Annotated in this window: 20 protein-coding genes; 11 read left to right on the top strand and 9 right to left on the bottom strand. The window is 43.6% G+C overall.

Annotation, left to right across the window (positions count from 1 at the left end):
- Positions 1 to 13: 13 nt before the first annotated feature.
- The 3 genes from trpS to FLM53_RS19605 form a co-directional block, all read right to left on the bottom strand.
- A complete protein-coding gene (gene trpS / locus FLM53_RS19615; RefSeq protein WP_176679748.1) occupies positions 14 to 1036 on the bottom strand; it encodes a tryptophan--tRNA ligase in 1023 nt (340 codons plus the stop codon).
- A 296-nt stretch (positions 1037 to 1332) separates the two neighbouring features.
- Positions 1333 to 2106: a hypothetical protein gene (locus FLM53_RS19610; protein ID WP_176679749.1), complete on the bottom strand. Its 774-nt coding sequence runs from the start codon at positions 2104 to 2106 to the stop codon at positions 1333 to 1335.
- 161 nt (positions 2107 to 2267) lie between these two features.
- Entirely contained in the window at positions 2268 to 3599 is a 1332-nt protein-coding gene (locus FLM53_RS19605) for a D-serine ammonia-lyase (protein ID WP_176680076.1), read from the bottom strand.
- A gap of 133 nt (positions 3600 to 3732) precedes the next feature.
- Between FLM53_RS19605 and FLM53_RS19600 the strand changes: the two genes are divergently transcribed.
- Positions 3733 to 4926, top strand: coding sequence for an MFS transporter (locus FLM53_RS19600; RefSeq protein ID WP_176679750.1), 1194 nt, complete (start codon positions 3733 to 3735; stop codon positions 4924 to 4926).
- 15 nt (positions 4927 to 4941) lie between these two features.
- On the opposite strand, the gene FLM53_RS19595 is transcribed toward FLM53_RS19600, so the two are convergent.
- Together FLM53_RS19595 and FLM53_RS19590 are read right to left on the bottom strand one after the other, a co-directional pair.
- Complete coding sequence (locus tag FLM53_RS19595) at positions 4942 to 5739, bottom strand: helix-turn-helix transcriptional regulator (RefSeq protein WP_176679751.1); 798 nt, start codon at positions 5737 to 5739, stop codon at positions 4942 to 4944.
- 61 nt (positions 5740 to 5800) lie between these two features.
- A complete protein-coding gene (locus tag FLM53_RS19590) occupies positions 5801 to 6334 on the bottom strand; it encodes a YbhB/YbcL family Raf kinase inhibitor-like protein (protein ID WP_176679752.1) in 534 nt (177 codons plus the stop codon).
- A gap of 273 nt (positions 6335 to 6607) precedes the next feature.
- Between FLM53_RS19590 and FLM53_RS19585 the strand changes: the two genes are divergently transcribed.
- The 5 genes from FLM53_RS19585 to FLM53_RS19565 all read left to right on the top strand — a co-directional run bounded on the left by FLM53_RS19585 (position 6608) and on the right by FLM53_RS19565 (position 13058).
- Positions 6608 to 8017: a DUF3404 domain-containing protein gene (locus FLM53_RS19585; protein ID WP_176680077.1), complete on the top strand. Its 1410-nt coding sequence runs from the start codon at positions 6608 to 6610 to the stop codon at positions 8015 to 8017.
- On the top strand, positions 7995 to 8645 hold the full coding sequence (locus FLM53_RS19580; protein ID WP_176679753.1) for a response regulator transcription factor: 651 nt from the start codon (positions 7995 to 7997) through the stop codon (positions 8643 to 8645). The genes FLM53_RS19585 and FLM53_RS19580 overlap by 23 nt, the downstream gene beginning before the upstream one ends.
- Positions 8642 to 9460, top strand: a complete 819-nt coding sequence (locus tag FLM53_RS19575) for a DUF2861 family protein (protein ID WP_176679754.1) — start codon at positions 8642 to 8644, stop codon at positions 9458 to 9460. Before FLM53_RS19580 ends, FLM53_RS19575 begins: the two co-directional genes overlap by 4 nt.
- Positions 9461 to 9575: 115 nt before the next feature.
- Entirely contained in the window at positions 9576 to 11879 is a 2304-nt protein-coding gene (locus tag FLM53_RS19570) for a glycoside hydrolase (protein ID WP_176679755.1), read from the top strand.
- A gap of 321 nt (positions 11880 to 12200) precedes the next feature.
- The gene (locus tag FLM53_RS19565; protein WP_176679756.1) at positions 12201 to 13058 is read left to right on the top strand and encodes a polysaccharide lyase family 7 protein; all 858 of its coding nucleotides are present in this window, start codon (positions 12201 to 12203) and stop codon (positions 13056 to 13058) included.
- Between the two features lie 163 nt (positions 13059 to 13221).
- Here the strand turns inward: FLM53_RS19565 and FLM53_RS19560 are convergent, their stop codons facing one another.
- The gene (locus FLM53_RS19560; protein WP_176679757.1) at positions 13222 to 14133 is read right to left on the bottom strand and encodes a LysR family transcriptional regulator; all 912 of its coding nucleotides are present in this window, start codon (positions 14131 to 14133) and stop codon (positions 13222 to 13224) included.
- A gap of 128 nt (positions 14134 to 14261) precedes the next feature.
- Here FLM53_RS19560 and FLM53_RS19555 point away from each other — a divergent pair, with 128 nt between their 5' ends.
- Both FLM53_RS19555 and FLM53_RS19550 read left to right on the top strand, forming a co-directional pair.
- Positions 14262 to 15326, top strand: a complete 1065-nt coding sequence (locus tag FLM53_RS19555; RefSeq protein WP_132762831.1) for an HlyD family secretion protein — start codon at positions 14262 to 14264, stop codon at positions 15324 to 15326.
- A 3-nt stretch (positions 15327 to 15329) separates the two neighbouring features.
- The gene (locus FLM53_RS19550; RefSeq protein WP_176679758.1) at positions 15330 to 16880 is read left to right on the top strand and encodes a DHA2 family efflux MFS transporter permease subunit; all 1551 of its coding nucleotides are present in this window, start codon (positions 15330 to 15332) and stop codon (positions 16878 to 16880) included.
- Between the two features lie 102 nt (positions 16881 to 16982).
- Here FLM53_RS19550 and FLM53_RS19545 read toward each other — a convergent pair whose 3' ends face one another.
- The 3 genes from FLM53_RS19545 to FLM53_RS19535 all read right to left on the bottom strand — a co-directional run bounded on the left by FLM53_RS19545 (position 16983) and on the right by FLM53_RS19535 (position 20284).
- On the bottom strand, positions 16983 to 17393 hold the full coding sequence (locus FLM53_RS19545) for a phosphate ABC transporter substrate-binding protein (RefSeq protein ID WP_176679759.1): 411 nt from the start codon (positions 17391 to 17393) through the stop codon (positions 16983 to 16985).
- A gap of 9 nt (positions 17394 to 17402) precedes the next feature.
- Complete coding sequence (locus FLM53_RS19540; protein ID WP_176679760.1) at positions 17403 to 18539, bottom strand: hypothetical protein; 1137 nt, start codon at positions 18537 to 18539, stop codon at positions 17403 to 17405.
- Between the two features lie 131 nt (positions 18540 to 18670).
- Complete coding sequence (locus FLM53_RS19535) at positions 18671 to 20284, bottom strand: methyl-accepting chemotaxis protein (RefSeq protein WP_176679761.1); 1614 nt, start codon at positions 20282 to 20284, stop codon at positions 18671 to 18673.
- A gap of 361 nt (positions 20285 to 20645) precedes the next feature.
- On the opposite strand from FLM53_RS19535, the gene FLM53_RS19530 reads away from it, so the two are divergent.
- The 3 genes from FLM53_RS19530 (at position 20646) to FLM53_RS19520 (ending at position 23890) form a co-directional block, all read left to right on the top strand.
- Entirely contained in the window at positions 20646 to 22235 is a 1590-nt protein-coding gene (locus tag FLM53_RS19530) for a response regulator (RefSeq protein ID WP_176679762.1), read from the top strand.
- Positions 22229 to 22561 carry an Hpt domain-containing protein gene (locus tag FLM53_RS19525; RefSeq protein ID WP_132762834.1) on the top strand — a complete coding sequence of 111 codons (333 nt, stop codon included), beginning with the start codon at positions 22229 to 22231 and terminating at the stop codon, positions 22559 to 22561. The genes FLM53_RS19530 and FLM53_RS19525 overlap by 7 nt, the downstream gene beginning before the upstream one ends.
- A gap of 432 nt (positions 22562 to 22993) precedes the next feature.
- The gene (locus FLM53_RS19520) at positions 22994 to 23890 is read left to right on the top strand and encodes an RNA polymerase sigma factor RpoD/SigA (protein ID WP_176679763.1); all 897 of its coding nucleotides are present in this window, start codon (positions 22994 to 22996) and stop codon (positions 23888 to 23890) included.
- Positions 23891 to 24104 lie beyond the last annotated feature (214 nt).

Here is a 24104-nt window from a genome sequence, read left to right as displayed (position 1 = left end):
ATCATCTTATAAATTAGAGTATATTCAGACCAAACACGCCCTTTACATCAAACAACACGGTTTCGGTTCTTTCTCTCGAGACTTGTGTGCCTTGGCGTAAGATATCGATGAGTTGCGCTTTGTCGTCTAACAATTCGGCTCTGCGCGCTCTTATCGGGCGGATCATCTCTTGTAGACACTCTTCCAATACCTTCTTAGTTTGGCCATCCCCTAACCCACCTCTGCGATAGTGATCTTTTAGTTCATTGACGTAGTGAGTATCAGTATGGAAAGCATCAAGATAGGTAAATACGATGTTCCCTTCTACTTGGCCAGGATCTTCGATTCGTAGATGATTTGGGTCGGTATACATGGATTTGACTGCGGCACGAATCTCTTTCTCGGTCGCGCCAAGGTTAATCGCATTTCCCATCGATTTGGACATCTTGCTTTTACCGCCGGTGCTCGGAAGACGAGAGGCATTGCTCAGCAAGGGTTTACACTCATTTAAGATTGGCTTGCCCGCGAGTGAGTTAACCTTTCTCACTATCTCGTTAGTCTGTTCAAGCATTGGCAATTGGTCGTCACCCACAGGAATCAAGGTCGCGTTGAACCCCGTGATATCAGCCGCCTGTGAAATCGGATAAGTCAGAAAACCAGCTGGAATTGAGCGACCAAACTCCTTGTTTTGAATCTCACTTTTAACGGTTGGATTACGCTCCAAACGAGCAATAGACACAAGGTTGCTGTAGAACATGGTGAGTTCTGCCAGTGCTGGCAATTGTGATTGGAGGCAGATCGTGGTTTTTGTTGGGTCGATACCGACCGCTAGATAATCAGCCACCACATTAAGAATGTTAGACGAAACCTTGGCGGGATTATGAGCGTTGTCAGTAAGCCCTTGCATGTCCGCAACCAATATCGTTTGGTCGTGAATATGCTGTAACGAAGTACGCTGCTGAAGTGAACCAACATAGTGACCCAGATGCAAAGGACCGGTAGCTCGGTCGCCAGTCAGAATGATTTCCGGTTTGTTCGTGTTTTGAGGTGTTTTCATGGGGTATCTCCAAGTAATAAAAGCTACTGGAGATAAAAAGAGACAACATTCTTGGTGACATTCTTAACTACCTTCCAGCAGCTAAAGAATGTGAGTATTCCGTGCTGCTCTAGATAGAGCACCACCAGAAGAAAAATGACGTTGAAGCAGAAGTAAATTTCATTATTAAAACCTACCAATAATAAGGGTTAGCGACAACCCTTTTATTGGTACGTAATAAAACTAACGTACCGAAACCAGTTTTCGATGCGTTTTAAAACAGAAACCATTGAAGGTGCATATCGTAAGTAAAAGTATTAATTACATAAATCAATAATTCTAGAGCGCATAGCTTGGTTGACGTTAAAGTGAGCATTCAAAAATTCAAGCTGTGCCAAAGCCGATTCCGCCGTGCGTTCGTAGCCTTGAGTAAAGGCTGGCAGTAGCTGAGCAAACTTAGGGAAGCGCGCTTCTAACCTTCTATCAGACATAAACTCATCGACAAATTCAGGTTGTGAGCTTTCTGTTTGATCCACAAGATCGATCAAACGATCAAGCGCGTAAGATTGAACAAACCGGCTCCCAGAAAGCTTTTCACCTCGGTTATAGCGAGACATACCTACGTAAAGGTTGGTGAGTGCCTCTCCTATAATCCATTCTTGAGAATTGGGTTGTGCAGCAGCTTTTGTTGGAGGCACACAACACTGAGTATCAAAGTCGGCTTCCTGCCAAACGATTCTCCCCTCAGCAAACGGAATATGCGCTAATTCATGTGGTTCGAATACTGCAAACTCACAGAATATCCCATCGGCATAAAGTACTTTATAACCATCGACCGTATTCCTTACCGCGTAGGCGATTGGGTTGATATCAGATAACCAATGCAAACTGTCTAAGAAATACTGCTTGTGTCCAGTCTGCACTATCGCGAAGAAATCGACGTCTGAATATTGATCCAGTCGCTCTGTTTCAATGCCAACTGAGCCAAGCCCCAACAAAGCATGCGCCTTACCAGAAGATCTTAAAGATTCCCCAATGGCATCTAAACGTTGTAAGAGTTTTTCTGGTGTATTTAGTTGTTGTGCTCGCATTGATCTATCCCTATCAAGTTGAATGCCACTCAACCTAACTGATAATTAGAACACCTATGAAGCCTTATTTATAAAATATGTGTTTGGGATAACGATCTGCGCAACTTATTGCTTCGTTTAAACTCACAAATCTTCCACCAGCGTCCGATTCTCTATCCGATTTACACCGAAGACTTAGCTAAATACGCTGCCATTTCTTGCTCTGGAACCATACCGCCACCAGTCGCCCAAACAAGATGCGTTGCATTGGTTAGCTTAGAATCATCGATGCCTAACCTTTCCAGATATTCTCGGTTGTGTTCGACATGCACTGCGCCCGGCATACCAGCCAATGCAGAAGGCTCTAATTGAATGCCTTCAGATTGATTCAATTCACTCAACAGTTGATACATACGTTCATCGGTTATTGTGTAGTAACCATCTAATAAACGTTCCATTGCTCGGCCGACAAAACCAGACGCACGGCCTACTGCGAGTCCGTCTGCTGCAGTTAGGTTATCGATACCCAGATCTTGCACTGCGATTTCGTCATGCAAACCAGTATGAACGCCCAATAACATACAAGGCGAATGAGTTGGTTCAGCAAAGATGCAGTGAACGTTATCGCCAAAAGCCATCTTTAAGCCAAATGCCACGCCACCGGGGCCACCACCAACACCACATGGCAAGTAAACGAACAACGGGTGCTCTTTGTCGACGACGATCTGTTGTTGTTCGAATTGTTGTTTGAGTCTCTCTCCTGCCACCGAATAACCGAGGAACAAGGTTTGAGAGTTTTCATCATCAATGAAGAAACAACGGGGATCTTGCTCTGCTTCTTTACGACCTTGCTCAACTGCAACACCGTAGTCTTGTTCGTACTCAACGACATTGACGCCATGCTCACGCAGTTTGTTCTTCTTCCACGCTCTCGCATCAGAAGACATGTGAACCGATACCGTAAAGCCAAGCTTGGCACTCATAATGCCTATGGACATGCCAAGGTTGCCTGTCGACCCTACAGCAATACTGTATTGTTGGAAGAAGTCACGAAACTCAGGCTCTAGCAGTTTGCTGTAATCATCGCTCTCACTCAGTAATCCGGCTTCAAACGCTAACTTCTCGGCGTGGGTTAACACTTCATAAATACCACCACGGGCTTTAATTGATCCTGAAATCGGCAAGTGACTGTCTTTTTTCATCATCAAGCGCCCTTTGATAGACTGCTGATAATGCGCTTCCAATACTGATTTCATCGCTGGGATATCAACAAGCTCAGACTCAATAATGCCATTGGTGACTTGGGTTTCAGGGAAAACCTGAGCCAGATAAGGAACGAACCGTTGTAACCGCAGACTCGCATCGTGAATGTCATTCTCACCCAAGCCCACATAAGGTAAACCCTGCTCTAGCGTTGTGATGTTTGGGTTAAACCAAGTCACTTCGTCGAGTGCCATTAATCGTTGAAGCAATGGGAAGTCTGAGATGAGTTTGTCGACATTCAATACAGTCATGGGTAACCTTCTCTGGTAGAGCGCGTACTGCGCAGGTTCAATCATTAGTAGCCCTATTTAAACGGTATTTGTGTAATCATTCAATGATCTGTAGGCTAGCCTGTCTTCTCATAAGCAAACAGTAGAACAACCTATGAGCGCCTCACTTCGTAACAGCATTTTCGTCATGTTAGGGATTTTATTCCTATCACTTAACCTTCGTGGGCCGTTTACGAGCTTGGCTCCGGTGCTTTCTCAGGTTATGGAAGGGCTCAGCCTTAATTCTTCTGCTGCTGGATTCTTAACTGCTTTACCACTGTTAACCTTCGCCCTGTTCTCACCGCTAGTGACCAAAATATCTCAGCGAATTGGGCTTGAACCTAGCTTGCTGTTGGCTTTGGTCTTAATTACCACTGGTATCACGCTGCGGTCTTTTGGCGCGATCCCGACTTTATACATCGGCACCGTGATGATCGGGCTTGGTATCGCGATTGGTAACGTGTTGTTGCCGGTTGTGGTTAAAATCAGCTTCCCGACACGCATCGCGACAGTGACCTCTTTGTATATCTTTACGATGGGGATTGGTTCGACGTTAGGCTCTAGTTTGATGGTGCCATTTTCAGAACTGATCTTGTTCACGTTGACGGGTTGGCAGTTAGCGCTATTAATGAACCTCGTATTTCCACTATTGGCCTTGATAATTTGGCTTCCCAAAATCACCAAGCGTTCTTCTTCTAAAAGCACTAAGCAGAACGAAGAAAATCCAGTACCGATGAAAAAGATGATCAAGAGTGGTGTTGCTTGGCAAGTGACACTCGCACTTGGACTTAACTCATTTACCTTCTACTCTTTGGCGGGTTGGTTGCCACAAATCTTGAACGATCTTGGCTACAGCGAGATTGATGCGGGTTACATTTACGGGTTCCTACAGTTTTCTACCATGGTTCCAGGGCTACTGTTACTGCCGTTCTTAGGCAAGAGCAATAATCAACGATGGTTGATTACCATTTGTACTTCGAGTGTGTTTATTGGATTGATTGGCCTGTTGTACTTGCCTGATTTTGCAATATTTTGGGTAGGACTCTTTGGGTTAGCCAACTGTTCTACGTTTATTATCGCGCTCTCTTTTGTTGGCTTACGTACATCAAACAGCAGCCAAGCGGCTTCGTTGTCTGGTATGGCTCAAGGCATTGGTTATGCCCTAGCGGCGACTGGCCCGACTTTGGTGGGTAAACTCCATTCACAAACGGGCTCTTGGAGCGTTCCGATTCTATTAATTGCTGGCGTTGCCTTCGCATGTACGATTTTTGCCGCACTCGCAGCAAGAGATACCAAGGTCAGCGTTTAATCAGTAGAAGAATGATTAAGGCGTTGCGACTCTATCACTCGCAACTGTCTTAATGTATTCACTCGGCGATAAACCAAACTTGCCTTTAAAACGTTGACTAAAACGCCCTTCAGATTGGTAACCACACGACTGAGCCAGCATCGCTACATTCTGTTGGCCATTCTGCATCAGATACAGTGCGCGACTTAAGCGCACTTCCGCTAGCACCTCACGATATTGCATGCCTTCAAGCTTGAGCTTGCGAATCAGCGTGGTACGACTCATCGCAAAGCGTTCTGCTACCGACTCTAACGGGTGTTTCTCATCTGGAGAATACGAAAGATAGTGGCTGAGCTTTTGGCTAAACGATACGTTTGAGCTAACAAACAGCCTATGTAATACGCCCTTCTCTGCCAATTGCTGATACAAACCTTGCAGCCAAAACTGCTGGGTTGCTGCACTCATGCTTTGACGGTCAAACGTAAACAACGCGTTCAACGAATCTTGCAAACTCCGGTCAGCTTCTATGGTCGGCAATTTCAACTCACCTGATCGCTGTTCACTTAAATCGAGCATCGCTTGAGTTGGCTGAAATTGAAAACTGAACACACGCGAAAGGAAACGTCCTTTGTGAGGCATGTTCTCAAAACTCAATGATGCCGAGGCTTCACATAACAACAGCTCTGAATGTGTGAGTTCGGCTGCCGACTCTTTCCAAAACAGGCGCTTACTGCCTGTGATTATCTGAATGATACTAGGGGATAGAATCCTCACATTACGCAGCTTCTGTAATTGCTCGGCACGAAAGACTGTCACTTGATATTGATGATTCATCTCATCCCCTTGTTTGGTTGTACTTCTTGTGGTGATAAACGCTTATTGCTTGATTAACCAACTAACGAGTATAAGTCGCTGTTAGTCTCGCTTTGTCTAACGCCATGCTGTTCAGCGTAAAACCGACCACAGCAGATGGTGTGTTTTCGTCTAGGTTAAGTTTGTCCGTTGGTAATGCCCAAACGGTAAATTGGTAACGGTGCATGCCATCTTTTTCTGGAGGACAAGCGCCACCAAAACCAACTGTTCCGTAATCGATGCGACCTTCTTTACCGCCTAGCTTTGTAATATCAACGGCACGAGGAAGTTCATTTACTGTCGCAGGTATATCAAACGCCACCCAGTGCCAGAAACCGCTTTCGGTTGGTGCGTCCGGGTCGTAGGCTGTAATCGCAAAGCTTTTAGTGCCTGCTGGCGCATCTTTCCACATCAACTGAGGTGATAAGTTATCGCCATCACAGCCCCAGCTAGAGTATTCAAATGTCTTCGCCATAGGGTGACCTTCTTGAATATCATTGCTCGTGAGTTCAAATGCCTGAGCTGAACCTGCAGCCAAGATGCTTATTGCCAATACTGATTTGATGATTGTTTTCATGGTGGTTCCTTTTATTAGGTTTGAACCCAGTATATTCGGTTCCACCTTCCCAAAAATAACAGTAAGTACACAATAATCAAATCTAAACCAAATAAATGATACTTTCTGTATTTTAGGCTTGTTCTCTGAAAGCATGTTCAATTCAGGCTTATGATTTATTTCATGACTCAGCTTCACAATTTGATATTGAAAGGACACTTGTTGACATTCAGGTTACAAATCTCAGCCAAAACTCTTTAGACTCGCCTAATGACTTTTAACGAGAATGACTGGATGCGCAGGCTGACATTAGCCCTTTGTTTGACCCTTTGGCTCCCAACGCTAGCCAATGCCCAAAGTTTGCAAGACAAGTGGCAAACCCTGTATCAACTCAGTTGGCAGTCGTCTCCTATCTCTGTCTCTCAACAAGAATTAGCTCAGTATCCAAAAGTTCTTCTTAAGGAAAGCACCCGCTACCCGGATTTCAAAAAATTCAGTTGGGAAGAGATCGCTGCGCTAGCCACAATTCAAGATAGCTGCCGAGCGATTGAAAACACCAACCCTTCTTTGAACGATGCCATCGAATTCGAACTGGCTTTGTGTCAGCAACAAGCATTAGATTCAATCTGGTTTGCAGCACACTCAAAACGACACCCTGCTGGTGGCAGCTTTGCTGATCGTTATGTAGCGCATTACCCAGAGAACAGTGAACAAATTCATCCATTTTTGAGTATCAGCAATCCTCTGCATCCTTTGTTTAGCAAGCTGGAAACTTTAACGACAGAAGGAAAAGAGGCACTACTTAATGGATACCGCGCTTGGCAACAAGGTGATGTGCTTTGGTTAAGTGGCGAACAGGGCTGGAAAGCGATTCCCTCTGAAGTTTGGCAGCCTATCGCCGAGCAGCAAGAAGTGACCTTGTCGGGTGAAAGTTGTTCTTTTCGTTACAGTAACTTGTGTCTAAGCGAGTCGAGCAACGACAGGCTTGTCATGAAGCTTGTGACTCTCGCACTACTCTTCACGCTACTTTGCGTATTAACTCGTGCCATATATCTACGTAGGAAAGAGCGCAAAGAGAAACAGTTCGTTTTGCAACTTCTCACGCATGAACTTCGCACGCCAATCACTAGCCTTGGCTTAACCGTCGAAATGTTCAGAAACCGCTACGACGATTTCCCCGATGATACCCAAGGGGCAGTTTGGCGTTTAATATCTGACTATCAAAGGCTTTCTCAACTCACTCAGAACAGTAAAGTTTACCTAAGTTCCGATCAGTCAGAGCCCCTGCTGAAGCAAAACGCATCATTGGAAGAATGGCTCGACCATGTCTGTGAAAAGCACAATATTGAGTATCAATGTGAAGAAAGCGAAGTCGAACTTAATCTACCGTATTACTGGCTAACTATTTGCCTCGATAATTTGATCAAGAATGCTAAGCAACATGGTAAAGGCAAGGTTTTAGTTAAGGTCACCCTTGCCGATAAGCTAACGATAGAAGTTCAAGATGAAGGTCAGTTCCCGTCTTGGATTCAACGACTGATGTCTCGAGTAACACCAAGTACTGTACACAAACAAGATAACATGGGCATTGGCCTAACGATTGTCGAACACTTGATGAAACAAGCGAATGGCCGTCTCATTATTCTCCGTAACCCTACCCGATGTATTTTGGAAATCGCTTATGAACACCCTATTGCTGATTGAAGACGACCAACTGCTTGGGCAAGGCCTCGTCAGCTTCTTTGAGTCCAATGGTTACCACTGCCTTTGGGTACAAGATGCAAAGAGTGCCAGTAAGCAGTGGTTGCGTGCTGACCTTGTGGTGCTTGATCGACAACTCGAAGACGGCGACAGCTTACAGCACCTTCCAAATTGGCTACTGCTCAAAGCTCTGCCTGTGATTGTGTTAACCGCGAAAGTAGAAGTTCAACAACGTGTTGAAGGCTTGATGGCTGGCGCTAAGGATTACGTGACTAAACCATTTTCAAATGAAGAGTTGCTTGCTCGGGTGATCACTCAGCTACGCCCATTAGGTGTTAGCCACTTGAACTACGCTAATATCCAAATCAACTTGTCGGAACGAATCGCTTATCTAGATGACAGCCCTGTCACACTCAAACCGAAAGAGTTTCAGTTATTGGTTTTGTTTGTTCAGAACCAAGGGCGTGTATTTCACCGAGATGAATTACTCAACAAGATTTGGGGTTACCAAGCCTTTCCAAGTACCAGAACCGTGGACAATCACATACTGCGCTTGCGTCAGAAACTGCCGACACTTCACCTAGAAACACACCGAGGCGTTGGTTATCGTTTGGCAGGAGAATCCCGATGAAACTAAGCTCGCTAATAGCACTATTTTGCACTGCGCCCTTTGCGTGTCATGCAGCTTGGTTTGCTGATACGCCACTGCAACACACCTATCAATCGCTGCTTGATGACCAACCACAAGTTGCTTGGCAGGAGCTACAAATCGCGCTGAATCAGGAGACACTTGATAGCCAACTTTGGTTGCCCGTTAAACAAGAAATACTAAGTCGAACTCAATGTGGAACCACTCTTGAACAAAGCTCTGCACCCAACAATCACATCCAAGTCAGCTTTATCAAACGCCACGGTCTTTCGTCACAAGGCTATCAGATTAAAGTGTCTGCGGAGCAGTTGAACGAAGCAGTAGAAGATCAAACACAGCGTATCTCTTTGGTTTCACCTCAGGGGAAAGTGGTTATCGACGGGCAACTCAATTCTGATGTCGAATATCAAGAGATTGAAACCAGTGAAATGTTTATCAAGCCGGAGTCTGGTGTTTATCAGTTAACCATAGGATCGAACAACTACCCTATTATTGTTGCGCTAGATGACAGTAAGCGATGGCTAACACTCGAGAGTAAACTCAACGACCCTCACATCGTGGTAACGCCACCCAATGTGATCGACAACTGCCCTAACACCAATGTGAGTTGGCAATGGTTTGATGAAAACTACGACATGTTGGGTTTCAAAGTGCCAATCAAGTCACTTGAAGCAACTGTTCCGACAGAAAGCCCTTCGGGCGCTGAAGCAAAACATTTAAGCGCTTCGGTGGAAATGTTTGAATACCAAGGCGTGATTGAAGTCCAGTATGTACAGCGTGTCTCGGTGCCCTTCTAAAGTTATGCTCGCTATTACTATTCCCCGCTAAGGGAATGAATAGAGACATATAGGTGACAAAACACCAACGCGACTTAGGTGTAATAACCGTACTTACTCTTTACGGAACCTAGATATGTTCAATATACGTCACCACCTTAATTTTACGTCTTTCGCCATCGCGGCTCTCTTCAGCACTTGTGCGTTCTCAACAAACGCACAAAGCAATCACATAACGCTAACGAATACCAACAACAGCGACACAGTATCGATTTCAACAAAAACACTAGCCATAGATTGGAATGGCTTAAGTGTGAATAGCACAGCGCTAACTGTTGATCGTCAACCTCAGCAAGTCACTAAACTTGTCGCTCACTCACAAACCAAAGCTTCTTGGACGCTGATACCGAGCGGAATCCATGTTGAAGCGGAGTTGAAAGAAGATGATCTCCTTGTCCAATTCACCTTACCTGTAAACACACAAGTCAAACGAAACCACCCCATGGAACTCGCTTGGTTTGACCTTGCTGAACAACAAACTCAAACTCTATTCCTGCCCTTTAGCGAAGGTCTGCGCGTGCCCACCGACAATAAGCAGTGGGCAAACTACCTAATCGACAATCATTCTGGTAGTAACACAACTCAAGACTTAAAGATGCCGTTTTGGACCGTGCAACAGAAGGATCAATTCATCAGTTACCAGTTGATCAACCCAACCAACAATCAGCTGTTTTTTTCTAACTCGTCCGCTAATACAAACACCAACATTGATATGAACGCATCACATCAATTTACCATGTTGAACAAGTCTCAGCCTTTTACTGTTCGTATAACTCTTGGAGACTCTTGGTTGGATGGCGCCAAACAATACCGACATTGGCGTATTAATAACGGCCTATCTGAATCGCTTATCGAAAAGCAGAAGCGTAGTCCTGATGTGAGCAAGCTAATTGGCGCGAGCCACGTTTATCTGTTTGGTAAAGATCCGTTAAGTATCCAAGATGTGAGCGACTGGTGGGGATTAAAAGCCTGGTACTTCAAGGCCTCTCAACTAAACATTTCAAGTGAAGCGAAGCGAGAGTTATCAACTCTATCCAAAGGCAAAGATTGGTTCAGTCAATATCACAAGCAGCTGTTGTTGGACTCTATCAGCCAATCACTGCAAGGCTTATATCCTGTTGCCACTCCAACACTCACTGACAACGCTATTCGAGCTCAATATACCGCTGCACAAGACAAGAAAAGCTGGTTGATTAAGAACGCGTCTTCTTATCTCAATACACCTGAAACTTGGGGACAAGCCCTGTCCTCGGACATGGTGAGCAACCTAAATAAAGCAGGCCTGAATAAGCTTTGGCTGGGCTTTGATAATTGGATGCCAGCTTTCTATCAACCAAACGCGGTGGAACTGGCTAAACAGTCTGGTTATTTAGTTGGAACCTATGACTCTTACAACACTGCCATACCCGCCAAGTTAAACGACAACTGGTTAACGGCTCAATTACCAGAGCCGATGCGTAATAGTTGCGCGATTGAACTAGCGGATGGCAGCTTGAAAAAAGGATTTCGAGGTAACGGTTATTATCTAAATCCCAATTGCCATTTAGATTACGTAAAACAGCGCGCTCAAGACATCATGAGCTTTGGTCACTTCAATAGTTTGTTCTTAGATGTTGATGCGACAGCGATGGCGCGTGAGGACTATCGAGACAATTCCAATGAGTCGGATATGCTTTCTGCCTTCAATAACCGAATGCAGTGGTTAAGCGAGCAACCAAATTTGGTGTTGGGTTCTGAAGATGGCAATAGCCTGACAACCAAAGGTATCGCGTTTACACACGGCTTAGAAACGGTCGGCTTTGGTTGGACAGACAAAGACATGAAAGAAAACCGCAATTCGCCTTATTACTTGGGTCGCTGGTATCCTGATCATAAACCTGACTTTTTCTTCAAATCTGCAAAAGTGAAAGAACCCTATAAGTCTCTGCTGTTTTCTCTTCAATACCGAATTCCGCTATACCAAGCCGTATTCCACGATGAAGTGATTAACACGCACCACTGGCATTCAGACAGTCTCAAGTTCACTAACGTACAAGCAGATCGTGACTTAACCGCCATGCTGTACAACACACCTGCGATGGTTCACTTAACAAGAGATGAAGCTTTATCGAGCTCAAGCCCAAGGCTAAAGGCATTGAAGCACTACCAAGACGGCTTTGAACCAATACACCAGCAGCTATGGGATAAGGCGCTCGTAGATTTCCACTGGCTAGACAAAAACGGGGATGTTCAACAAACCGAGTTCAGTGACGGAACCAAGATCATCGCGAATTTCTCTGACCAAGCGTTTAGCCAAAACGGCGTCACAATAGCAGCGACTTCGATCAAAGCTATGTTGAGCAATGGACAAGCCGTTGAATGGAAACCAACGCTGAACTAGTTTGATCGTGCCGCTAACTGCCAACTTTATTCACGTTCACAGGTTGGCAGTTAGCGCTGTGAACGAACTTGGTATTTCCAAGGTTAGCTTTGATGACTTGGTTACACAAAATCAGAAAGCACCACCCTTGTGCTTGTAATAACAAGAAAAAACCGCCTTTTAACATTCCAGAACCAATCCAAATCAAAGCCTAATTCTCTCTATTTTTATACCAGAAAATTGGGTGCCGACCACAATTTCAAACACTGGCGTTTTCACATAAACCTCAAAAGTGATATCTATATTTTTATTGACCGATAATAATACAAAAGAGATATTTTGATGAATAAAACCCTACTCGCTAGCTGTGCCCTTCTTGCCTTTTCTTCTTCGGCAATCGCTAATGTTGAGTTTTCGAATCCAGAAGGCGCTTTAGGCGAACCTTCTAATTACTCTCAATACCAAAATGTTTTGTCAGTGTCTGAACTTCAAATTTCAGATCCAAACGGCAAGAAAGGCAACAAAGACTATTTTGCGCTCGATAATAACTACGACGGCATTGTGAACAATAACTTCTATGTCGACAAAGAAAGTGAAGCGCTAGTCTTTACCATGAAGAATGACCACCTGCGTAACGAGTTACGCATTCAGGAAAACTTCCGCACAGACTTAGCGAATGAAACATACACATTAAGTTCGGAAGTGGAGATCATAAACCCTGAAGAGTCGATGAAGAACTCAGACTCTAAGCAAGACGAGATTACTTTTCTACAAGTACACAACAAAGGCTTAGATGATCTTGGTACTCACAATGTCCCTCACCCTTTGCTGCGTGTTGTATGGAAACGTGACAATAATGGTGTTGAAGGGCATTTCTGGGCAATCATTAAGAACAACGCTGTAATTTGTAAAGGATCGTTCGGTAAGAAGAACCAAGACAAGGAAATGTGCAAATCAGACGTAGCATATTCTCAATACGACTTAGGCAAAGCACCAGAAGGCAAACCAACAGCATTTGACCTAATCGTTGGTGATAAGAAACTCATAGTTGACGTAGACGGTGAGCGTAAAGTTGAGCAGGATATTGATTACTGGCGTCACCTATTAAGCTACTTCAAAGCTGGCGTATATAACCAATTTACGAATGGACAAAGTGAAGCGCACTTCTACAAGCTAGAGTACACAGAGAAAAAGAGCTAGTTCGGTACTGAACCTACAGCCACATTGAGCAATCAAAGAGAGAAAAACGGACTTGCGAGAAGGTTCGTTTTTCTTATCAATACTATTGGTCATTGTCGATGATTTATAACTAAACAGCGGTTAATCGTTCAATCACTTCTGTTGCTTCCAATGCAATATGCCTCTATTCAGTGTTTTCGTTAGCTCTATTTTGAAAAGCTGTCAGTAGATAGTCGATAAACACGTTTTTTCGTTTGGGCATGAGTTGTCTATCGGCGTACACCAAGCTTACCGAGACTTGTGGCATGTCGTATTCTGGCAGCAAATGTACCAACCGACCTGATTTAAAATGCTCTCGACAGATGAATTCAGGGAGCACTGCAAGGCCTAACCCATCGACACATGCCGTCAGACACGCGGTAATGGTATTCACCTTCAGTTGGCTTGGCAGCTCAATATACTCAGACTCTCCATCATCAAGCTGTAACTTCCATTTCGGCAAACGTGCTGCTTTATTCGAGACCTCAATCATACGAAATGGTGACTTGAGATCCTTAGGCGTTTTAATTTCACCAAATTGCTCTAAATATTTAGGGCTCGCGACCAACACACGCCCTGAAGTCGTCAAAAACCGAGAAACCAAACTGGAATCTGCCAGCTCACCGATTTGCGCGTAAAGATCGATGCCTTCACCAATAATATCGACTTCTCGATTAGTCAGTTCCAAGTTCATCGTCACATTCGGGTATTCAAGTAAAAAGCTATGGATGTATTTGGCGAGAACTTGATGACCCAGCTCGACAGGCAACACCACATTTAAAGGGCCTCGAATCAAGTCTTGATTGGCAGAAACCTCTAGCTCAGCTTGGTTCATGATCTCGTGCATTTGCATGCTCGACTGATAGAAGCGCTCACCTTCCGGTGTTAATACCAAACTTCGTGTCGAACGAGTGATCAATCTCACACCTAGGTGCTGTTCTAGCTCAGCCAGTTTTCGACTGACGGTCGACTTCGTCATGTTCAACGCTTCAGCTGCGTGTGTAAAACTCCCACAATCAACCACTTGTGTAAAAACAGTGACCGCATTTAAGTCCATCTGACCTCCCCAAACTCGCTATTAGTAAGATTTTTGCAACAGTGTTTCCCTTTTTTCCTATCTTATCAATCAATGACTTTCATTTACAATTCGTTACATCTAAATAAAAGCAAAATGAGAAAATAGAAATGACAGAGAACAACAACGCTTCGCAATCAGTAAGCACAAAAAAACGTAAAAAAGCACCGCTTATTGCTACTGCGATCATGCTGTCATTGGGTTTAGCTGGCGCTGGATATTGGTATGGCTACGGTCAGTATTTTGAATCGACCGATAACGCCTACCTACAAGGCGACATCACCAATATTAGCCCTAAAGTGTCTGGCTATATTGTTAAGTCTTACGTGAGTGATAACCAATCGGTGAAAGAAGGTGACCTATTGGTTCAAATTGATGACCGTGATTACCAAGCGGCCCTTGCTCAAGCTAATGCCCATTTATCCGTCGTACAATCCGACGTAAAGAACTTAATCGCTCAACAAACGTTACAACGTAGCAAAATCAACCAAGCAGAAAGTGGCGTCGACTCTGCCGAAGCAGAATATGAACGTGCGATCCAACAAGTGCAGCGCTCTCGCAGCTTATTAAAACGCAATTACGCTTCTCAAGATGAAGTCGATAGCATGGTCGCTCAACAAAAAGTGACCCTTGCTGACTTAGAAGAAGCGAAAGCCAACCTTGTCGCTACCAATGACCAACTCATCGTTATTGCGAGCGAAATTGAGCAAGCCAAAGCCTCAGTAACAGAAGCGCAAGCACAACAAGATCAAGCACAACTCAACCTTGATTACACCAAAGTCTACGCACCTACTGATGGCATCATTGGTAAGCGCAGTGTGCGTGAAGGTTTATTGATTCAAGCCGGTGCTCCGCTTATGAGTCTAGTGCCTAACAACCAAGTGTGGATTGAAGCAAACTTCAAAGAGACACAGCTAAGTGGCATTCACAAAGGTCAAACGGTTGAAGTCGAGTTAGACGCTTTCCCAGGCCAACCACTTGAAGGCGTGGTAGACAGTTTCTCCCCTGCTACTGGCGCTAAGTTCGCGCTGCTGCCACCTGAAAACGCAACTGGTAACTTCACCAAAATCGTTCAACGTGTCCCTGTGAAAATTACCATTCCAGATCAGCAAGAGTTGAAAGGTCGATTGCTTCCTGGTTTGTCTGTGGTTGCGACTATCGATAAACGAGGCTAGACCATGAGCAGCGCTGGTGTTATCACCTCAACTCGTGATGAGGACAAAGTATCAACTCGCCATTGGATCGCCCTATTCGGCGGCTTGATTGGTGCGTTTATGGCGATCTTGGACATCCAGATCACCAACTCCTCTCTTAAAGATATTCAAGGTGCCCTGTCTGCAACCTTGGATGAAAGTTCGTGGATCTCGACGTCATACCTAGTTGCGGAGATGATTGCTATTCCGCTCAGTGGTTGGCTTTCAAAAGCGCTCGGTAAGCGTCGTTATCTCACGTGGACTACGGCAATCTTTACCATTTCATCTTTACTGTGTTCTTTCTCGTGGAACATGACGTCGATGATCGTGTTCCGTGCAATGCAAGGTTTTAGTGGTGGTGCTTTAATCCCACTCGCGTTCTCCTTGGTTATTCAACTATTGCCTATCAACAAACGTGCAGTCGGCATGGCACTGTTTGGTGTTACCGCGACCTTTGCTCCATCTATTGGCCCAACGTTTGGTGGTTGGCTGACCGAGAACTTCTCGTGGCACTATATTTTTTACATCAATATTCCGCCCGCTCTGCTCGTGATCACCATGATCCGCTATGGCTTGGACGATGAAAAACTCGACCTTGGCACGTTGAAAAAAGCCGACTGGTTCGGCATCGCAACCATGGCGCTAGGTTTAGGTTGCTTGGAAGTCGTGTTAGAAGAAGGCAACCGTGAAGAATGGTTTAGCTCAAGCTTTATCGTTGGCTTGAGTATTGTGTCTGCGGTCAGTTTGGTTTACTTCGTGATAAACGAGTTGCAACACAAGAAGCCACTGGTGAACTTGCGGCTATTGCGGGATGCGCAGTTTGCGATGTCTTGTATCGCCTATCTGATTTTAGGTATGGCGTTGCTCGGATCTATCTATGTATTACCGCTTTATTTAACGCAAATCCAGCAATACAACGCGATGGAAATCGGCGAAGTTCTGATGTGGATGGGTTTCCCACAACTTCTGATATTCCCAATCGTGCCCAAACTGACTCAAATCATTAAGCCTAAATACTTGGTGACCTTTGGCTTCGCGATGTTCGGTTTCAGTTGTTACGTGAACACCCACATGACGATCGATTTTGGTGGTCAGCAGTTGATTTTGTCTATGATTCTGCGCGCTATTGGCAGCCCGTTTATTATGGTTCCGCTGTCTTTGGTGGCCATGAAGAACATCAGCAAAATCGACACACCGGATGCTTCGACTTTAACCAACGTAATGCGCAACCTAGGTGGTGCTTTCAGCATAGCGATTATCGCTACGCTACTGGATAACAAAACTCGCGAGCATCTTGCACATATCAAAGAGTCGCTGCCTTCAGTGAGTCAACTTGGTTGGCAAACACTCAAAGATCAGCAAGCGTTCTTTATCCAATCAGGCAGTGATGCCGCGACAGCAATGCAACAAGCACAGGCAAGCTTACTTGGAACCATGCAACGTGACGCCGCTATCATGGCCTATAACGATGTGTTCTTAATGATGACGGCATTCTTAGCGTTAGCCGCTGTATTGATTCTGAATATGCGTGATTAGAGCTAAATTGATTCATCATTCAACTCAGCGAAAGTAAAAACACGAAAGCCCGATAACAACTTAGTTATCGGGCTTTATATATCTACGTTATAGAATCAGATACTAGTACTTAAGCAATACTTTCACTTCGCTGGTAAGCGCAGCTTCATCAACATAACCAATCGCGTTCGCGTTTGAAGCGACTTGATTGATCACAGCACTGTAGTCAGCGACTTGGATTGGCGCTTCTGCTTTGCCAGTGAACACCAGTCGAGCCCAACCCGATTGCAGCTGAGACTCAGAACGACCCGTTGCTACTTCATGGAAAGCAATTCGACCTGCAGCGCCATCAACAAGCTCTACAATTTGTGCTCTACTGCCATTACCCAATTGGTTTGAATTTCCCATGAATAATCTTTTCACATCAGCACTGGTTAACGCATCTACACCTGCGTTATTACCGATAACAACCATACCCGCAGCGGCATTAAATGAAATGAATGTTGCTGCTATAAACGTTACTAACTTTTTCATACTGATACCTTAGAATACGAAATCTAACTTAGCTGAATACAAGATTGAGTCATCTTCAAAGAAATTACCCGTTGCGATAAATGGGTTACTAGTTGTTTCGATATTCTCTTGGAAACCGCCGCTGGTACCTTTGTAGTCAACATAAGTTACATCGACTTTAAGTGACATATTCTTAGCAAAATCCCAACGAGAGCCGACCGCATAAGATAAACGCTCGTAGTTCATAGCTTCTCTAAGTGACGAAGATGGTAGGTTTACACGCTCTTCGTTATCAGTAGTTTCAACCCAGTTGATAGTGATATAAGGGGTAAACTCATTCACTCTGTAACCAACTAATGTTGAAATAGATTGGTAATCATAGAACTCACCATCTAACTGTACATCTGCGCCTTCGATGTTTGCGATTAGATCACCGTTGTCGTATTGCGCGCCAAGCGAAATAAACTGGCCATCTTTGCTGTCTAACATCTGAGCCATCTGGCAGTAAGGATCAAGCGAGCTATTAAAATCACAAGATGGGTTCGATTCAGCAACAAAGTAAGAACCACGGAACGTCATATCCCCTACGTTCCAGTTCGCACTTACACCCATCAGCTTATCAAGTTTAACTTCGCCAACAATCGAGTCATCTTCGTCAATAGTGCCAATACCAACAACAGGTTGAATCAATAGGCTTGAGTTTTCAAACTCTACAGGAATCAACAGATCAGCACCGGTATAGCTTTTTAAAACAATATTTTCGTACAGCTCTTGCGAAGGGCGAATCATAGGGTATGCGTAACCAAGATCCGTGTAATCTGAGTAGAAAAACAGAGGCAGACGTAGCTTACCGGCACGAGCTGTAAAACTGTCAAAGTCGTATGATGCATACGCCATCTCGATCTTCGGTTCATAATCATAGCGGCTGTTCGCAACGATCTGGGTAACGAACTTCGCTCTCTCATTCACTTTAAAATCAAACTGAAGCCCAGCAAGTGTCTCTTGTTCCCATTCAAGATTCTCACTGGTGTATCCTGCATAATTAACATCATTGTTCGCTTTCCCAATACCTACGGAGCCAAAACCACTGATACTAATATCTTCCATACTTGCAGCATTAACACCACAAGCAACACTTACTAAAGCAGCAATTACTGTCTTTTTCATAACGAACTCCACAGTTATGTTTTCATTTTTATAATTAGTAGCCCCAAATTCGAGGCAAACTCCCGCTGTTTTTCTTGGTTGTAATCAAGAAAAACAACATTTAGAAAAACAGCAGGAAGAATTGAGGGAGATTAACGAATCTTAAAATGACCCGTTAATTCAGATAAATTTCGTGTGATTTTTTGAATATCTTGCGCGACTGAATCAACTTGTTGAACACTGTCAGTAGTACCTTCAGCCATATCACGAATATCAGTTACAAACGTTTCAATATGAGACGAGGTTTGCTCTTGCTCTTCAGTTGCCGATGCAATGCTGTCGTTACGTTGACTAATATCCAAAACATCTTTGGTGATCTGAATAAGAGACTTCTCCGCGACTAATGACTGTTCAACACAATTCTCAGCTTTGATTGCACTTTCAGAGATAATTTTTGACGCCATTTTTGCTTGCTCTTGCAATCGAGAAAGCACGGACTGAATCTCTTGTGTAGAGCTTTGCGTTCTTGATGCTAATGTACGAACTTCATCAGCTACAACAGCGAAGCCTCTTCCCTGCTCACCCGCTCTTGCAGCTTCAATAGCTGCATTTAATGCAAGTAAATTGGTTTGCTCAGCAATTGCGCTGATTGAATCGAGTATCGATCCTGCGCTTTGAGTGTTGGTATCCAATTGCCCAACCACTTTAGAAGCTTGACGCACATCGGTAGTCAGTTCTTGTACCGCTAGAATGGTACTTTTCACCTGTACTTCGCCCATAGACGCTTGTTCGCTTGCACTTGTAGCAGACAGCGATGCATCACTTGCATTGTTTGCAATATCTTTAGCCGCGCTAAATAGTTGCAGCAAAGATTGGGATACCTCCTCAATAGCCACATGTTGGTTCTTAGATAAAGTACGTGTATTTTGGCTTGAACTCACTAAAGAACGCGAAATAGAATCTAACTCCACTACGTTTTCAATGGTCTCTGTAACATTACGTTGCAGATGAGAAACGAACGCATTAAACGAGTCAACTAATGGTTTAAGTTCATCGTTTTTCTCATGTTTAAGCCGAATAGTTAAGTCACCTTCGCCTTCCGCTATATCTCTCATTTTATCGCTTATATTGGCTAAGTCTTTACGTATGGCATAGACAACAAACCAACCAAAGATACACAATGAAATCAACGCTAAAATGCCAAGCACTCTCATAATCTGGTTTGAACGAAGATTGTTTTCTTCAAGAGAAGTTACTGAGCTTTCGAAATCAGAAATTCGAGCGGCGGAAAAGTCGTTAATACCTTTGGTCAACACTTCCAGTATTTCACTGCTCTGTTTAGCCAGTTGCCCTGCTTCACTCAGTGAAATATCCGCTTCGATCATCCCTTCAGCTATTCGGTACGCAGAATCAAAATAAGCTTTCGTATTTTCTTGAAGTTCAGAAATTGAATGCTCTATAGATGGGTCTAACTCAGCCTGTAATTCGAAGTTAGCAAGAATCGCTTTATATGTTGTAACGTTCATTGCTAGCAGTTCTTCATCACCTAGCGTAACAGCTAGATTGAATCGCTCTGCAAGTTGATCGATTAAAACTTTATTCATTGATGAAGAGTCCATGATTGGATAAATAACTTCATCTATTCGATTCACTTGTTCATTGTTATTACTTAAGGCCCCCTCACCCACAAATAAAATACTACTGAAGCCAGAAAACGAAAAAAGGCACAAAGCCAAAACTTTATTTTTTATGGAAAGCGAAAACATCAAATATCCTTATAAACGGAATAATACACCGTGTTTTATTTCTAAGAATACTTGTAGGGATACACGTCAACAATTCACATAAAAGATGATCACCACAAATAATTTCGATTAAATACATAAGTACGGTAAATAATATGCATCAGGTAAAATAATTATCATTATGATTAGGTACCGATACATAAAGTAAAACAACGATAAAACAGAGGGCTATACGCGCTAAAAACTCAATCCAATTAAACTTTTATCCTGTAAATAATCGATATAACAACAAGGACTTAAAGTGATCTCATTAAAGAAGATGCCGTCTTGACAATGTGCAACCTGACACCTAAATTAAAAATAACATTTGGTATTGAGGAAAATGGATTTGACCTTACCACCAGACCTACGGGTTTTGATTGTCGACGACTCTAAAAGTGCAACGATACTTATCAAGCAACAATTGGCGAGCCTTGGCATTTCGCGCGACTGCATCTTCATTGCAACCGATTATCGACAAGCCATAAAAGCGGTCGAGACGCACTCTTTTCACGTTCTCCTCATTGATTACCACTTAGAGCAATCATTCACAGGGTTTGAATTGTTGGGCATTCTTTACCGAAATCGACTTATTGATCATACGGTTGCGACGATTCTACTTTCCGGTGATATGCGCCAAGAAACAGTTCTAACCGCCCTATCCGGCGAAGCGCATCATTTCATTTCTAAACCGATCCACACTCAGTCGTTGGGTAAGAAAATCCAAAATGCTGTGTTCGAATCTCAACAAATTGATCAGCTAAACCGCCTCTACCCGATTAACACTCCTGAAGTGCTGAAACAGGCGCTAGCGATTCCTAATAACCAAGTGAACGTACAATTCGAAGCGACACTGATCGAGCACTTGATTGCGGATAAAAAATGGGACTTGCTGTCAAACGTTCTCACGACTTCGAAAACAAAAATGCACCCGACCAAGTTGGTTGCAGAGGCATTAATTTTAGACAGCTTAGGTAAACCGAACCTAGCGATAGAGAAACTGCACAATTATTTGATTGTGCAGCCGCTGTCACTAAACGTGATTGATTGCTTAAGCTGTATCTATGAAAAACATAAGATGTTGCTGCCTGCGCTTAAGCTAGCGATACGAGCATTTGAAATGACGCCGAGCATCAGCCATCGCGCAATCAGAGCGATCGATTTGGCCGAGAACGTCGACAATACGCACATGTTGATTAAGCTTGGGGAAATGTATGCAACCCACATTTCGTCTGCCGATATTGATGTGATTAATTCGATTGGCACGCACTACGACTCTTTAAAAGCAACCTACCAACGAGAAACTCAGACAAGTAACAAACGTATGTTGCTTGAGCACGCCAACCAATTCACTGAGTTGGTGAATTTAAAGCTCCCAGCAAAGCTACAACAACAAGTTTTAGCCAGCCTTGCCCTGTTCCAGAGCAGTATATTGCTGATAGAAAACAGTCCTTTGGTTGCCCATAAGAAAGTGATACGAGCAACCAAACTGTTATCGAATCATTTTTTCAACCAACCGACTTCGCTGCTAGCTCAATTGTTGCCTTTGCTTAGCCACTTTGGCGAATATTCGTTGTACCACCTTGTAGCGGAATGCCTCAAATCTCGTGGGGAGCCAGTACAAGAACAACTGGCGTCAAACACAGCCGACCCGTCCACATGCATCAATATCGGAAATTCGGGGTCGATCCAAGAATTAAAAGATTACATTCACAATTACCCTTATTCAGTCGCCGCTAAACTTGACTATCTATATGCCGTCAATAACGCTCACATAGAGGTAAACCTTAGTGACGAATACGTAGAAGAACTGACACAGCTAGAACTTCCACCAAGATGGAACCAATGGATCAGTGATTCATCAAGGTATGGTTTTTCCACTAAGCCACCTAGCCCATTCTCAACAAGCAGCCGACAGGAGTCTATATGCTAGATTTTGATGCTTTAAATGCCTACTTAGATAATGACAGAGAAGTGATTTACGCTGTGCTGTCGACTTACCAAGAAGACCATGGCAATTCACTCGAAGAGATAGAAGAATTAGTACAACAACAAGATTGGGGCAAGCTTCATTTCACTGTGCATACCTTGAAAGGCATCTTAGCCAGCTTTGGCGAAGAAACTGCTACTGTGGCCTTAGAAAGAGTTGAACAAAACACACTTAATAAGCTAGCGCCACAAGACGACGATCTTTCCGTTATCTACAGCGAAATGAAGATCATCAACCAGCAAATAGACGAAGTACTTGCCACTTACTAGTCTATGCATTGAGCTTTCAAGCATCACTTTTTAAGCTTTGTGTAGCGGTCAATATCCACAGAATAGGTCTGAGAGCTGAGGGACTTTGAAAACATGGAACCTCGACTCTTGCCACTTTCGTCTCATTTCTCCTATCAATTATATAGCCACCCAACACCTATAGATTCACTCAATTCATCTACATAGAGCAATGTATAACGCATGCTTTATAAACCATGCATCTTCATGTTTTAGTTGAAATAACGCCTCTCTCAATAAGATGCAACTTAGTTAAATGTTTGTAGATATTTTTGTGACAAAAACATATGAAATTGCATTTTATTTATTGGTAAAGAAGAAAGTGTTATCTACACTCTAATGAAACCAAGCGTTAATCACTTGGTGGCATAATAATAAAATAAAACGTTCAGTCGGCTAGATAAGGACAAGGAAATGAACAATGACAGTTTTGCTGCGTTTCAGGGGCTCACGGATGACACACCCATTAAAGAACCATTTTCTGCCAACGCAGAACCTTATGCTCACTATCTAAAGGATATTGTGGGCATTGATCTATTGTCGCGTGAAGATGAACTTTATTACGCGAAATTGAATCGTGCGGGAGATAAACAAGCGCGCGACGTAATGATCGAATCGAACCTGCGACTTGTTGTAAAAATTGCGAAAAGTTACCTAAAGCGTAAAGGCAACAACTTCACCCTACTAGACCTTATCGAGGAAGGTAATATCGGTCTCATTAAGGCTATTGATAAATACGATCCAGAACCTGGCTATCGCTTTTCGACCTATGCAGTATGGTGGATTCGCGAAAACATTGAAGCCGCTTTAATGAACAAAGGACGTACTGTCCGATTACCTGCTCATGTCTGTAAAGAGATTAATAGCCTTGCCTCAAAAAAGCTCGATGTCGGCAAAAAGATGAGCAAAGAGATCTCAATCTCAGAACTATCGAACAGCTCTGGCGTAAAAGCTGAACGTGTCGATCAACTGGTCGCGTTAAGCGGTTTTATTGACGTAACAACAACCGTAGGCATCAGCCATGCTCCACTCGTGCTGGAACAATGCGAAAGCGAATACATCCCCGACCCTCAACAAGACTGTGAAGATAAATCATTCACACACGCGCTTGAAGAGATCATCAACACATTGCCACCAAAATTACAGAAGGTGCTTATTCACCGTTTCGGCTTCTTCGATAACAAAGTAAAAACGTTATCTGAGATTGGACAAATGTTGGATGTGAATGTGTCTAATGAGCGTGTCAGACAGATGCAGAAAGAAGCAGTTGAGAGAATTCAAAAGCGACTTAAATTCGATGGTTGGGTCTAAGTAATTTAGCCACTGGCAAGATCAGCAATCAAGCAAACAAAACTGATCGGCTAGAACGCTGAATAGCTGATTAGACATTTAAGGAACAATCATAAGGGTGAGCTTTCAAGCTTGCCCTTTTTGTTAGCTCTATTGAAAAGCTAGAACGGGAAGAAATATTCACACTAGAGTCTATTTTACTGGCTAAACAGACTTTAAGAACCACACAGACGTG

It is taken from the genome of Vibrio sp. Scap24, from assembly GCF_013394185.1.
In the GTDB taxonomy this organism is placed as follows: Bacteria; Pseudomonadota; Gammaproteobacteria; order Enterobacterales; family Vibrionaceae; genus Vibrio; species Vibrio pomeroyi.
Note: the sequence above shows the minus strand (reverse complement) of the source record. Positions and strands in the feature narration are given on the sequence as shown.

Coding starts and splice junctions, on each gene's coding strand:
- trpS (WP_176679748.1), bottom strand. CDS start 1,036: ATGAAAACACCTCAAAACACGAACAAACCGGAAATCATTCTGACTGGC.
- FLM53_RS19610 (WP_176679749.1), bottom strand. CDS start 2,106: ATGCGAGCACAACAACTAAATACACCAGAAAAACTCTTACAACGTTTA.
- FLM53_RS19605 (WP_176680076.1), bottom strand. CDS start 3,599: ATGACTGTATTGAATGTCGACAAACTCATCTCAGACTTCCCATTGCTT.
- FLM53_RS19600 (WP_176679750.1), top strand. CDS start 3,733: ATGAGCGCCTCACTTCGTAACAGCATTTTCGTCATGTTAGGGATTTTA.
- FLM53_RS19595 (WP_176679751.1), bottom strand. CDS start 5,739: ATGAATCATCAATATCAAGTGACAGTCTTTCGTGCCGAGCAATTACAG.
- FLM53_RS19590 (WP_176679752.1), bottom strand. CDS start 6,334: ATGAAAACAATCATCAAATCAGTATTGGCAATAAGCATCTTGGCTGCA.
- FLM53_RS19585 (WP_176680077.1), top strand. CDS start 6,608: ATGCGCAGGCTGACATTAGCCCTTTGTTTGACCCTTTGGCTCCCAACG.
- FLM53_RS19580 (WP_176679753.1), top strand. CDS start 7,995: ATGAACACCCTATTGCTGATTGAAGACGACCAACTGCTTGGGCAAGGC.
- FLM53_RS19575 (WP_176679754.1), top strand. CDS start 8,642: ATGAAACTAAGCTCGCTAATAGCACTATTTTGCACTGCGCCCTTTGCG.
- FLM53_RS19570 (WP_176679755.1), top strand. CDS start 9,576: ATGTTCAATATACGTCACCACCTTAATTTTACGTCTTTCGCCATCGCG.
- FLM53_RS19565 (WP_176679756.1), top strand. CDS start 12,201: ATGAATAAAACCCTACTCGCTAGCTGTGCCCTTCTTGCCTTTTCTTCT.
- FLM53_RS19560 (WP_176679757.1), bottom strand. CDS start 14,133: ATGGACTTAAATGCGGTCACTGTTTTTACACAAGTGGTTGATTGTGGG.
- FLM53_RS19555 (WP_132762831.1), top strand. CDS start 14,262: ATGACAGAGAACAACAACGCTTCGCAATCAGTAAGCACAAAAAAACGT.
- FLM53_RS19550 (WP_176679758.1), top strand. CDS start 15,330: ATGAGCAGCGCTGGTGTTATCACCTCAACTCGTGATGAGGACAAAGTA.
- FLM53_RS19545 (WP_176679759.1), bottom strand. CDS start 17,393: ATGAAAAAGTTAGTAACGTTTATAGCAGCAACATTCATTTCATTTAAT.
- FLM53_RS19540 (WP_176679760.1), bottom strand. CDS start 18,539: ATGAAAAAGACAGTAATTGCTGCTTTAGTAAGTGTTGCTTGTGGTGTT.
- FLM53_RS19535 (WP_176679761.1), bottom strand. CDS start 20,284: ATGTTTTCGCTTTCCATAAAAAATAAAGTTTTGGCTTTGTGCCTTTTT.
- FLM53_RS19530 (WP_176679762.1), top strand. CDS start 20,646: ATGGATTTGACCTTACCACCAGACCTACGGGTTTTGATTGTCGACGAC.
- FLM53_RS19525 (WP_132762834.1), top strand. CDS start 22,229: ATGCTAGATTTTGATGCTTTAAATGCCTACTTAGATAATGACAGAGAA.
- FLM53_RS19520 (WP_176679763.1), top strand. CDS start 22,994: ATGAACAATGACAGTTTTGCTGCGTTTCAGGGGCTCACGGATGACACA.